This is a genomic window from Streptomyces xantholiticus (assembly GCF_014651015.1).
Classification (GTDB): Bacteria; Actinomycetota; Actinomycetes; order Streptomycetales; family Streptomycetaceae; genus Streptomyces; species Streptomyces xantholiticus.
Genome location: NZ_BMWB01000012.1, coordinates 188,383 through 200,376 on the forward strand (window position 1 = coordinate 188,383; position 11,994 = coordinate 200,376).

Here is an 11,994-nt window from a genome sequence, read left to right on the forward strand (position 1 = left end):
AGTGTCGTCAGGCGTTCGGGCGTCGAGCTAATGTTTCGCGGGGAGGCGAAACCATTGGGCTGGTGGGAAGTCAACGCGGATACGCTCGCGAGCAGCCGGTTCGTCGTGTCGCCACTCTGCGAGACGACAGCGAGCCTGATGGTCCTGGAGAAGGACTCGCCCGCCCATCCGGCCGAGCGCCGCTGGCTGGACAGTCACGGGCCGGCCTACCGGGAGCGGCTGGCCGCCGATCCGGTCACCGCCCAGCTGGTGCCCGTCGCACTGGGCAGGCACCGGTGGATCGCCGACTTCCTGACGCCGGTGCCGTTCCACGAGGGTGAGGCACAGGGCGGTGCGGAGTTCTACGACGAGTTGGCGCGGATCCGCGAGACGCCGGCCGACACCGCTCGCGCCGACCTCGAGATCGCCCATCGCGGACCGCTGTCGGCCTCGTTGCTGCGCCCCGATCTGCCGGAGCGCATGGCCGACCTGCTGGAGTGGGTGTGGCGGGAGACTGTGGCGCCCGACTGGCTGCGGCGGCGGCGCGTCATGGAAGCCGATGTGATCGCGCGCACAGGCCAGTTGAGCCGGGCGGGCTGGGCCGCCGCTCTGGACGACATGCATCCGGAGATGCGGTGGCTGGGCGGCAACCGGCTGCAGACCAACACCCGTGCCTTCCCGCCCCGGCAACTGATGGGATCGCAGCTGCTGTTCGTGCCGGTCACGCCGCGCAGGGGATGGATCTTCATGGACCGGCCGGACTCCCACGGCGCGGTGCACCGGAACGCCGTGGTGTACCCGTGCTCGGGCACACTGGCGGAGCCGGAGCGGGCCGCCGCTCCGGAGGCGCTGGCCAGGCTGCTCGGTGCCGGGCGGGCGGGCGTGCTGGTGCTCCTGGACAGCCCGATGAGCACCACGCACCTACCTGGTGGCGACGACAGGCCAGGGTCTCGGATCGGTGGGCCGCCACCTCAAAGTGCTCCTCGACGCCGGGCTGGTCGGCCGCCGCCGTGCGGGACGGTCCGTGCTCTACTACCGCACGTCCGCCGGCGACGTGCTGGTGCGGGCAGTTCGTGATCCTGGACGGGACGCTGCTGCCCATCGACCGGATCGCCACATCCCGGCCCTTCTGCTCCGGTGATGCTCAAGCGCCGGATGTTCGGCCGCGCAGGCTTTCGACTCCTGCGGAAACGTGTCCTGCCGGCGTGCTGACGTCGACACTCCTCGGTCGACGGTGAGGGTTCTTAGACACCGCTGAGCGCAACAGTCGGATGTCGTACTCGGTCCAGCAATCGGAGATCTCGATGCCAACCTCGCTGTTGCATCGGGCGCACAGCAAGTTCGACCCGTTGAGCCCGTCCAATCTGCAACACCCGTAGAGCCTCGACGAGTCCACATGGGGCCGCAGCAGCACGCCGTCCAGCGGGTTGATCACCCAGGTGGCAGCCGAACCAGCAGGACCGTATGGATCCGGGTCAGCGGAGAAGGAACCCACCCGCACTGTCGACGGGCCGTACGTGTAGTGCTCCCTGCCCCTCACTCGCGGCAGCGGCTTCCAATCACATTGCGTTAGCGGATTCGACAAAGGAGCACCGCACGACCGACATCTGAAAACGATCAACACCCTCGATACTTCTCCCGTACGAAGCGCATCCACTGTTGTCATCCAACACGCAGAGCCGTCCAGAGACCAGAGCCAGCTGTTGTTGAACCGAAACCGCTGCGCGGAAGGTGAGCCAGAGCCATGACCCGGGTCTGACAGCTTCTGTGGCCGGCGTCGGCGCGGCGTCTCGCGCAGCCTGTCTCCGAATCGTCAAGGCCGAGGGTCACGCTGTTGCAGTGAGGAACCGCCGGGCGCCGCGAAGCGTGGTGCGCAGTTTCCGCTGGGTCGCGCGGCTGTCGAGGCGGACGTCGATGGCGCCGGGAAGCGTGCTGTCGGCGCGCAGGCCCGTGGGCAGTCGGGAGGCGTCGAGGCCGTCGCGTCTGGCGATGAGGGTGCCGAGTTCGTGGCAGCTGAGGGCGTCTGCTCCTGCGAGATGGTGGCTGCCATGGGTGTCGTGTGCCGCCAGTTCCAAGATGGCTGCGGCCAGGTCGGTGACGTGCACCGGGCAGCGGATGTCGTCGGTGAACAGGGCACCTTCGCGCGTGCCGGCGGCGAGCTCGTGCACGGTCCGCTCGTGAACGGACCGTCCGCCGCCGATGATCAGCGAGGTACGAGCGACGACGGATTGCGGATGCACGAGCAGGACCCCGGTCTCCGCTGCGGCTTTCGCCGCTCCGTACGGGGTGACGGGGTCGGGGAAGCAGGACTCGTCGTAGTGGTCACGCGAACCGGAGAAGACTGCGTCGCTGGAGACGTGGACAAGACGGCTGCCGCACTTCGCCGCCGCAACAGCCAGTCGCACGGGGCCTTGGGCCGTGACCGCCCAGTCGGCTTCGCCGCTGGATGCGTTGACGACGAGATGGGGTCCGACCTCGGCCATGACCGCGTCCACCCGCCCAGGGTCTCGTAAGTCGAGGTGGTGCCACGCGACTCGGGCGGTGTTGCCGGGGCTGGTCGCGTATGTCGCGGCCGTCGGTTGCCCGGCCGCTGCTGCCTGCCGGATCAGCTCAGCGCCCAGGAAGCCGCTACCACCGATGATCAAAGTCGTCACGATGTAACCGTAGCCCCGCCCGACTGGCTGCATACAGCACCACACAGGTCGAGCAACGGATCAGCTGGTCCGGGCCCTCGCGGCGGCCCGGCACCCTCTGTTCGAACCGGGCACAGGTGAGCGCGGGCCTCGGATGCCGAAACGACCAGAGTTGCGCGTCAAGCAACACACCAAGGCGGGCCCGGCAGGGCGAGAACGGCAACCATCAGTTGCTGACCAGGATCACCCGACTCTAGGAACCGCACAGCCTGCCGGTGTACCAGGCGTTGCGGTACTCGAAGGCCCAGCCCAGGCGGGTCTCCCCGGGGTCGACGCACCTGTTCGTGTCGAAACCTCCGACAGCGTCGAGCCGAATCTGGATGCGCGATCCGTCTGTGGTGCAGTGGTTGTACCAGGCGAAGCCTCCGGACTCGGAGTACCCGCACGGTTTGGCCAGGGCCTGCTCACCGGCTTGTGTCGCCGCGCCGGCGGGTCCGGTGGTCGCCATCAAAGCCAGAACCGTTGCGCCGGCCGACGCCGCCCATCGCCTCCTGAGCCGTGTCACACCGGTGCCGCGTTCCGTTTCGTTCCTCACACTCTCACCCCGTTCATCACGTTGGGCAATCATGTCCACTCAACGACTGAGGGCAAATTCGGAAACTACTTCTGGATCACCGAGCGAACGGCGTGCTGCGGCTGAGCGCCGACTGCGAGAAATGAAGCGGAACCGATGGTTCCGTGACATCCGCCACAGCCGTTTCAGGTGCCAGGGGGGTCGATAGTAGATGCCCGCCTTGGTGATATAGAGGCATTTGTCCACTTCGATAGGGGCATACCCCCCACGATGCGCGGCAGCGTTCGGTCCTCTCCGTGTATCCACCCGCCTGTAGAAAATCCAGAGTCTTTTGACGGGACGTCAAAAGAATCGGGAGGTTCCGGATGTGCGCCAGCACGTCCGTACTCCCTTGGCAAGGACGCACTGTGCCTACTATCAAAGGTAGTAGACGTCGCTCGTTGCCCTCCGCCCGCGGCGGTCCTAACAATGGCTGCCCGCAAAGGCGCCTCCGCAGGTCACACACAGAACGGGCCGGGCTGACCGCTCTCGGTGGCGCTCCGCGATAATGAGTGAGGGCAAATGAGCAAGCACCGCAGAACGACGCACTACCGGAAGATAACCATCGCTGCCGTCGCCATGACGGTCGTGGGCGTGCCGTCTGTCGCCATGGCATGTATCGACCCGCAGGGGATCCAGGACGGCCGGTCTCACAGCCAGTGGAACAGTGCACATTCCGACCGGCAGTGGCACGGGGACGAGTCGGACCAGCGGTGGGGCGGGGGCAAGTGGGACCAGCAGTGGGACCGGGACAAGTGGGACCGGGAGGCGGCCACACCCAAGCCGGCAGCATCCAAGCCGGCAGCATCCAAGCCCGCAGCGCCCAAGCCTGCCGCGCCCAAGCCTGCCGCGCCCAAGCCCGCGCCGAAGCCGGCCGCACCCAAGCCTGCAGCGCCGTCCACTGCTCCGTCCACCGCGGCACCGGCGTCCGGCGATGTCGCACGCGTCGTGGCACTCGTCAACAGTGAGCGCAGCAAGGCCGGATGCTCGCCCGTGACACTGAACGCGAAGCTGACGAAGGCCGCACAGGACCACAGCAAGGACATGGCAGCCCACCAGAACATGTCCCACACCGGCTCCGACGGCTCGGACCCGGGTGACCGGATCACCCGTGCCGGTTACAGCTGGAGCACCTACGGCGAGAACGTCGCCTACGGTTACGCGACGCCCGAGAGCGTCATGGCGGGCTGGATGTCCAGCCCCGGCCACAAGCGCAACATCCTCAACTGCGAGTTCAAGGAGATCGGAGTCGGCCTCGCGCAGCCGGACAACTATTGGACGCAGGACTTTGGCACGGCCCGATAGGTGGCACTGAGAAAGGCCGGAGCGCCGGCGCGAGGCCACCCTGCCGTGATCGGACGGCGGGGGCCTCGTCGCCTCTATGACCGGCGATGCGTCCCACAGCAGCACCACCGGCGTGACATCGGCGACGGCATTCGCGGCGCATCCGCCCGAAGGCCGCCTGCCCTGCCGGAGTACCGAATCCTCCCGCTCCGGCCCCGCCTGCCGCTGGTCGCACCGCTTCAACCGCTTGGGCCTGGACGGGCTGGAGACCTGGGCGGGGAGGCCCGTGTCGCCCGGAGGGCTGCTGACCGAGGCGCTCGCCCAGGAGATCACGGCGCTGCACCTTGCCTCCCGGCACGCTTGCGGCGTCCGGCAGATCCATGCACCGGGCTGCGACGGCCGGGGCACCGGGACGATCACAGGCGTGCCGTGCGGGGCATGCGCGAGCGGGCCATCATCAGTGGGGCGACGGTGTCTGACCGGTGCGCACTGCCCCGGGAAGTCCCCGTGGCCGTCAGAGGGGCAGCCAGAGCCCCTACTGAGCCCGTCACTTCGTCGGACAGGTCGGAGGTCTGGAGATTTGGCCCTTTTGTAGTGCTCACGCGTCGACAGGCACGGACCAGGCCTGCCGGTCTCCCCGCGTCCGGCGTGCTGATGGACCGCCCACTGGGGCGCCGTCCGCGACGCTGCGGAGTGGCGTCGCGAGGCTGTCCCCAAGGGTCATCGGTGAGAACGGCGCGCCAGCGCATCCACGAGGATCCCGGCCACCGCAGGTGAGGAGAGGTAGGACCTGGCCGCGTGGGCGGCGAACCCACCGGTTTCGATCCGGAGGGACTCCACGTTCGCGAAGCGCCTCTGTAGCCCGGGGAGAGTGACGAAGTCCGACGCGTCGGCGACGTCGATCCAACGCTTCACCCCTGGTGGGCGCCCCGGATTGCCGGCATGAGGCGCCAGGCGGTCGGCCACGAGGCCGAGGGCCGATCCGAAGGTCACCAATGTCTCGACCTTTGCATACGGTTCCCGCCAGAGCGCCTCGTAGGCGGCGACCGCTCCCAGTGAATGGGCGAGGACCACGTCAGGACGGTCCTCGATGATCCGCTCGTGAACGAAGGCGGAGACCTTGGCGTGGTTGTCCTCGTCGAAGTACGTTCTCACTTCGCGAATGGACTTGGTCAAGAAGGCCGCAAGCGGACGGGACGCCATGCCCTGCGACCGGGCCAGCCAGTTCACTGCCTGGCGTACAGCGGTGTTGGGCTTGAGCCCGCGACGAGGCTGGGGGGCTCCGGACGCGGCCAACCAGTCTCGGAGCACGCGTTCTTCTTCCGCTCCACCCGGGTCGTCCATGTCATCGGGAGGAGGCGGCCCCTGTGCGACCCGACGCATGAGCAGGTGAGCATAGTAGGCCATGGTGAGGTCGATCGAGGGCACGGCCCGACGAGCCCCTGCCCGGACCAGGCCGCCCTGGATCGCGGGCAGCCAGACGGCCTTGATCGCTGAGGCGGACATGGCGGCGTTGCCGAAGCCGTGCAGGCCGAGAACGCGTAGCCTGCCCCCCCCAGCACTTGGCTCCTCAATCGCGCCGTCGGCGCCTCCCGACGCCGGCAGGACGGGAAAGAAGGGCGGCGCGGGCTCCGGAACCGCTTGGGTCGTCACCCTCTGGGTCTGTGGAAGCGGTTCTCGCTCAAGCATCCTCTGCTGGATACGCTCGCTCACCGTGTACAGGGAAATCGATGTCCCGACGCTGTCGGCGACGAGTCGCCCCTCGGCGATTTCTTCAAGGACGTCGGCCAGGCTGCGGCTGAACACGTTGCTGTAGGACGGCTCGTCGGGTGCGGAGGAGGCCACTACGTAGCGGCCGTGCGTCCCGTGGTTGCGGGCGAAGTCGGGTGCGTCGAGGGCCTGGAGGTCGACGGCGTTGCCCGAGTAGCACGTGTCCAGCAGGAACAGCGTGGGGTGTCCCCCTGGTGAGTCGTCGGCGCAGACCTGCCAGTCCCGGAAGCGATTGGCGTCGGCCAAAGCCTGCATACTGCCGTCACTACCGGGCAGCAGCAGCTCCCGTGTGGCGGGATCGACCACCCCGTGACCGCTGAAGTAGACCACGTGGGCCGCGGTCTGTGGGTGTGTCTCCTGGAAGAACCGGACGGCCTCGAAGCGGAGGTCGGCATTGCCGGGATCTCTCAGGACCTTGCAGTCGTAGCCCAGCCGGACCAGTCCGTCCACGACTCGCTCTCCCGCTTCGTACGTGTCAGGAAGGTCGGGGAGTTCACCAGGCGTGTACCTGCCCATCAAGATGCACAGTGCCTCCTTTCTGGGCAGTGGCGGTGCGACGGGTGACCGCGCCGCAAGTCCCACCATCTCCACATCGGGGTTCGTGCTGTCGTCCACGCCGGCGGCTTCGCGGATCTCGACGGGCAGTTCCACGGAGCCCATGACGATGCCGCGCGATGTGAGGGAGGTCAGCCGCAGCGCATGGCGGCCGGTCGTCCGGTGCGGCACGACCATGAACGTCGCCGGCCCGTAGGAACCGCCGAAGCGGTGGAGGACCACGCTGGCGTCGTGGACCGCCTCCACGCGGAAGTGAAAAGCGCCGTCGACGATGCAGGTGAACTCAGCTTCCTCACCCTCGAACGGCCATTCCTCCTGCCCGCCGTCGACAAGAGCCAGGTCCACGGACACCACGAACGGTCTGCCGCCTATGACGGTACGCGGCCAGGTGACGAGTGGCTGCACGCGCGCTGTGCCCATCAGGGGCCTCCGCGTGGGGTGAGAGCGACGACGGTGCGAGGGCTGCCGTAGTAGACGTACATGAAGCGGTAGAGCAGCGGCAGGAGTTGCTTCTGCTCCTCGAGGCCCTCGATGCCCAGCAGGTCCATGGGGGTCACTTGGGCGATCTCCGCACGCAGTTCTCGCAGGGCGACAGCCACCGGGGTGGTGGGACGGTCCCGCAGTACCGCCAGCAACTGGTCGGCCATTTGATGGGCTTCCTCGTCGCCGATCTCCCCGCTCGTGGCCAGCACTCCGGCGGCGCCGGACCGGAGGAAGACCTCCGAGAACCCGCTCTGGCCGGGGTCTGCGAACACGCCCCGCTCGGCGATGAGCCGGCCGGAGTGGCAGGCGTTGAGAAAGACGAAAGTAGCCGCCGTCATCAGGCGGTCGAACCGCTCCGGATGCAGCAGCAGCAGTTTCACCTTGTCGAGTTCACATGTACTCAGGTCCGAGCCGAACGTGCCGTGGCACGCGAGGTACACCATGCCGAGGGGACCGCCGCTCGCGAGGGCCTTCGGGAGGGCGGGGATTCCCGCCAAGGGCTCCAGGGAGAACTGCTCGAGCAGCCTGTCGTCGTGCCTCATGTCGTCGGCGACGTAGGAAGCGACCGGCCCTGCGCACTCGTGGGCGGACCAGTAGTCCCGTACGACGGGCCAGTCCGTGCAGATGGAAAGCCAGCGGGTGACGGTGACGACTCCACCCAGCCAGCCGGCCCGACGGCCCGACCCCGGCTGTGGGGAGAGCCAGAAGAGCTCCCATGGAATGCCGTAGCCCGTCTCGTCCCAGATCACCAGTTCCAGGGAATCACCATGTGCGCAGCGGCGGTCGTCCAGCCAGCGTGTGAGCTCCCGCCTTCTGCTCGACCACGAGCGCATCGTCGCCAGCACCTCGCTGGGCGCCTTGCCACCCTTGGCCACGAGCTTCGCGAGCGCGATGTCGGGACGATCGTAGGCGGGGAAGTCCTGCTGTGCCCCGCAGCAGCAGTGCCCGCGCATCCGGAAGCCCCATTCGCCTCCCGGGGAACGCACAGGCAGGACGACGAGGATGGCCATGCCCTCGGGCAGGCCGCGGTCGAGGTCCACGGTCATCGCATCGAAGACACGGGCTTCCCCAAGGCCGTCCTCAAGACTGGGACCGGTGGACTCGGTGGGATCCGAGGCGCGCCGTTGGCGTGGGGGGCGCCTGGGCAGGACGCCCCTTCGACCGTGCCCCTTCAGGACGGTGCTGTGCCGGCGGGCCTGGGCCCGGGCGTCGTCAGCCGGCATCGGTGGCCGCCCGATCCGCTCGCAGGAGTTCCCCGTCGAGCGACTCGGCCAGCTCCGTGAGGAGATGGGCGTACGCCCTGGGGCCCGGGTGGAGGACCACACTGCGAACACGCTTCAGCCGGGCGATGCGCTCCGCCTGCTCGATGGCGTCCCGGACCCCGCGGTCGCCCACCCCTGCCGGTGTGTTCAGCGACCTGCTCGCTTCCAGCGGCACGTTGGCCCGTCCGTCGGTGAAGACGAGCAGCACGGCCTCGTCGACGACCGCCCCTCCGTGCTGCGTCTCGTGCCGCAGCAGCAGACCGGCGAGCTGGAGGCCGTGGGCAAGCGGAGTCGCGCGCCCCGCGGGCCGGTTGAGCGCCTGCACGACCCGCCGGTCGAGAAGGCTGCGGCTGAGGAAAACGGACGCCGCGAGCTCGCTCGGGGCGTCCAGCGCTCCCACCTCCACCACGGCTACTCGCGCCCGTGAGGTGTAGGCCCAGCTCAGATACGGCGAGAGCGCCGGGTACCAGTCGAGCTCCCGCCGGCTGGTGTGGTCCAGCACGAGTACCAGGAGCCCGGACGACTCCGTGGCTCGTCGGTGGACCCGCAGGTCGGCTGCCGTCAGGTGCAGCGGATGGCTTCCGTCTGCATGGTGGCCGGGGCAGCGGAGCGTCTGGTACTTCGCTGCCTCTTGCGCCGTGGCGGTCAGCGACAGGTCGCGTGTCGTCGTAGTTGTCGCCGTGCCGACGGGATGGCCCCGGAGCGTCTTGTCTCGCGGCCGAAAGGCGGGTGGACGCAGGGGCGAGGCCTCACGCTCGTCGGCCAGCGAGTCCTCCGGATACGGGCCTTCGGGTACCTGCGGAACGTCGTGCGCGGGCAGTTCTGCGGCGCCGTCGCCGGCCTGGACCTGATGGGGTACGCGGGCGGTCGGCCAGGAGGCGCCGTGTGCCGCTTCACCGCCCGGGGCGGAGATGGAATCCGGCGTCGGTACGCCGGGAGATACCGGTTGCCGGGGCCGGGACGGGGACCGCAGGCCCAGCAGCGAAGCGGCCCGGTCGACGTGATGTGGAGACGTTGCCCCTTCTCCGGCGAGCAGGGCGAGCGCCCGGGCCGTACGTGCCAGGGAGAGATCCCGTCGCGTGCCCGCCGCGGCCGACGGAAGCACGGTCACGACGCAGTCGGCGGCAGCAGCCGACAGCGGCGGAAGGGGACCACCTGCATGAACCGAGTGGACAGCCTGCCGCCAGGGCACAGGAACGTCTCCGAGGATGTCGGACTGTCCGGGCGTGGGCACGAGAGCGGCTCCGTCGATCCGTAGAGCGAAGCGGTCGAGGAGGTGCCGCGATACCCGGGAGACCAGGTGCTTGGGGCACCCGGCCACCCACCGGTCGGCCGGGGCCCAGACGGCCTGCTGCCCGTCGCGTTCCAGATGGGCCACGTCCGCTGTCAAGGTGGTGATCGCCGCCCTCGAGGGCGCAAGCCCCAACCGGGAGAGGTCGGGTGCCACCAGGACCGCCGGTGCGCGTCCGGCTGCGTACAGCGGCCCGGGTGCCGGCCGGAAGCCTCCGACTGCGCCTGCGGCCGGACGCACTGTCACCCACAGATCGTCGTCCAGTGCCTCCGCCGACAGCACGGTGGACCCGGCCGAGTCGGGCAGAAGGGCCGCAAGCCAGGCGCCGAGCGGAGCGGCCAGCGCCGGGTCGAGGTCGAACAGCAGCACACCTGACAACCCGCGGTCGACCGCCGCACACGCGAGCGCTGTGGCCACGCGCTCACGGACGTCCATACGTCCGCTCGCCCGCCGCCACCTCGTTCACGATCTGGTCCAGCAGTTCGTCATCCTTGAGCTCCCACCCGATGGCATCGCCGTAAGCGGCCTCGGGACGCCGGTGCATGACGGCGTACGGCGCTGCGGCCCTCACGTCCCGCGCGTTGACCTCGAAGCGCCCGTCGAGAGCGGCGACGGCGCGCGCCGCCTGGGCCATCACGATCTCCCCCCGGTGCCCGGACACCTCGAAGTCGATGGCGATCTGGGCGCACAACTCCGCCATCCTGGGGCTGAGGAGCACGTCATGGGCCGCACTGCGAGCGGCGTCGATACGGGAGCGGTGCTCACGGTCCTCGGCTGCGCCTTCGCGCAGCCACGAGGACTCCGCCCTCCTGCGCTCCTCCTCGAACCGCAGGACGGTCAACAGGATGTCCCGCCGCACAGCGGTGTCCAGCTCGGTCTCCACCGGCACCATCAGGCCGAACCGGTCGAGCAATTGCGGCCGCAGTCCGCCCTCTTCGGGGTTCATGGTGCCGACGAGGGTGAACGACACGGGGGTCCCCGCATGGTCCAGGCCGTCGCGTTGCACCACAAGCAGACCGGTGGACACCACGTCCAGGATGATGTTGACCACGTGGTCGTCGAGGAGGTTGACCTCGTCGACATAGAGCACGCCCTGGTCCGCCTCTTCCAACAACCCTTTCATCTCTTTGGGCTCGCCACGGAGCAGGGCGTCGATCTGCCAGCCGCCCAGGATGCGGTCATCAGTGGCATTGATCGGCAGCGTCACCGGCAGCGTGCCGTACATCATCTGCGCGAATGACCGGACGGTGGTCGACTTGGCCGTGCCCCGCTCACCGCTGGCCAGGACTCCGCCGATCGACGGCATCACATAGGCGATTTCCAGGACCCTCTTGAGTTCGCCCTGCCCCACAAGACGGCTGAAGGGCAGGACAGGGAACTCCAAGCCCTCGTGTCGGGACGTCATTCCGTGGACGGTTGTCCGCTCGATCCGGCTTCGGCGGGTTTCCACCGCAGAACGACCTGGAGCTGCGCGCCGGCGGTCGCCGTGACAATCTTGGCACCCACCGCGGCGTCCAGTTTCACGGCGAACTGCATCTCGAGTTCCTGGGGCTGCTTGCCCCCATCCATGGTCGAGAACCGTCCGTGGACCTCTTCCGCGCACGAGCTGATCAGGTCGAGGGCTTCCGAGAACAGCGGCCGGGCCAGCCGGACGACCTGATCGCGAGCCCCACGGGTCTTGCCGGAGTAGATGTCTGCGGGGTCGTCCTCCGAGGGAATCTCCGAAACCTCGATCTGGATGGGCAGGGACCCCACCCGCTGTTCAACCTCGACCACGGACGTCACTGCAGCCTCCCCCTTGTTCTCTGCGGCACGGGGCAAGTGTGGCTCAGTTCCAGGCGGAGCGGGCGCGTTTGCCGCAAGAAGCTGATGAAGGATCATTTCTGCGTCGCGCTTCACCAGTATGGCGCTGAGCTGGTGTCATCCGCCGCTTCCCTCGAATGGCCAGACGCCGACGCCCGCCCCGGGCAGACCGGGGCGGGCGTCACACCGAGGTGGCTGAGGCTCAGGCGGGGGTGATGTTCTCCGCCTGCGGGCCCTTCTGGCCCTGGACGACGTCGAAGTTCACCTTCTGGCCTTCCTGGAGCTCACGGAAGCCCGAGCTGGCGATGTTCGAGTAGTGGG

At 68.5% G+C, this 11,994-nt stretch carries 9 protein-coding genes and 1 pseudogene; 2 read left to right on the forward strand and 8 right to left on the reverse strand.

Features of this window, described 5'->3' with window-relative positions; translation table 11 throughout:
* Positions 1 to 54: 54 nt before the first annotated feature.
* Positions 55 to 1,120 (forward strand): annotated as a pseudogene (locus IE198_RS19565) (ArsR/SmtB family transcription factor).
* A 685-nt stretch (positions 1,121 to 1,805) separates the two neighbouring features.
* On the opposite strand, the gene IE198_RS19570 reads toward IE198_RS19565, so the two are convergent.
* Both IE198_RS19570 and IE198_RS19575 read right to left on the reverse strand, forming a co-directional pair.
* On the reverse strand, positions 1,806 to 2,633 hold the full coding sequence (locus IE198_RS19570) for an SDR family oxidoreductase (protein ID WP_189888303.1): 828 nt from the start codon (positions 2,631 to 2,633) through the stop codon (positions 1,806 to 1,808).
* Between the two features lie 232 nt (positions 2,634 to 2,865).
* Positions 2,866 to 3,120 (reverse strand): DUF6355 family natural product biosynthesis protein, encoded by a 255-nt coding sequence (locus tag IE198_RS19575; RefSeq protein WP_189888306.1) that lies wholly within the window; start codon positions 3,118 to 3,120, stop codon positions 2,866 to 2,868.
* Between the two features lie 627 nt (positions 3,121 to 3,747).
* Between IE198_RS19575 and IE198_RS19580 the strand changes: the two genes are divergently transcribed.
* Positions 3,748 to 4,530, forward strand: a complete 783-nt coding sequence (locus tag IE198_RS19580; RefSeq protein WP_189888308.1) for a CAP domain-containing protein — start codon at positions 3,748 to 3,750, stop codon at positions 4,528 to 4,530.
* A gap of 699 nt (positions 4,531 to 5,229) precedes the next feature.
* Here IE198_RS19580 and IE198_RS19585 read toward each other — a convergent pair.
* From IE198_RS19585 to IE198_RS19610, 6 genes are all read right to left on the reverse strand, one after another.
* Positions 5,230 to 7,254 carry a caspase family protein gene (locus tag IE198_RS19585; protein ID WP_189888310.1) on the reverse strand — a complete coding sequence of 675 codons (2,025 nt, stop codon included), beginning with the start codon at positions 7,252 to 7,254 and terminating at the stop codon, positions 5,230 to 5,232.
* A complete protein-coding gene (locus IE198_RS19590; protein ID WP_189888312.1) occupies positions 7,254 to 8,363 on the reverse strand; it encodes a CHAT domain-containing protein in 1,110 nt (369 codons plus the stop codon). Before IE198_RS19590 ends, IE198_RS19585 begins: the two co-directional genes overlap by 1 nt.
* 166 nt (positions 8,364 to 8,529) lie before the next feature.
* Complete coding sequence (locus IE198_RS19595) at positions 8,530 to 10,287, reverse strand: hypothetical protein (protein ID WP_189888313.1); 1,758 nt, start codon at positions 10,285 to 10,287, stop codon at positions 8,530 to 8,532.
* Between the two features lie 4 nt (positions 10,288 to 10,291).
* Positions 10,292 to 11,275: an AAA family ATPase gene (locus tag IE198_RS19600; protein ID WP_189888315.1), complete on the reverse strand. Its 984-nt coding sequence runs from the start codon at positions 11,273 to 11,275 to the stop codon at positions 10,292 to 10,294.
* A complete protein-coding gene (locus IE198_RS19605) occupies positions 11,272 to 11,646 on the reverse strand; it encodes a CU044_2847 family protein (protein ID WP_189888317.1) in 375 nt (124 codons plus the stop codon). Before IE198_RS19605 ends, IE198_RS19600 begins: the two co-directional genes overlap by 4 nt.
* Before the next feature lie 229 nt (positions 11,647 to 11,875).
* On the reverse strand, positions 11,876 to 11,994 hold a 119-nt coding region (locus IE198_RS19610), incomplete at its 5' end, for a cold-shock protein (protein ID WP_189888319.1).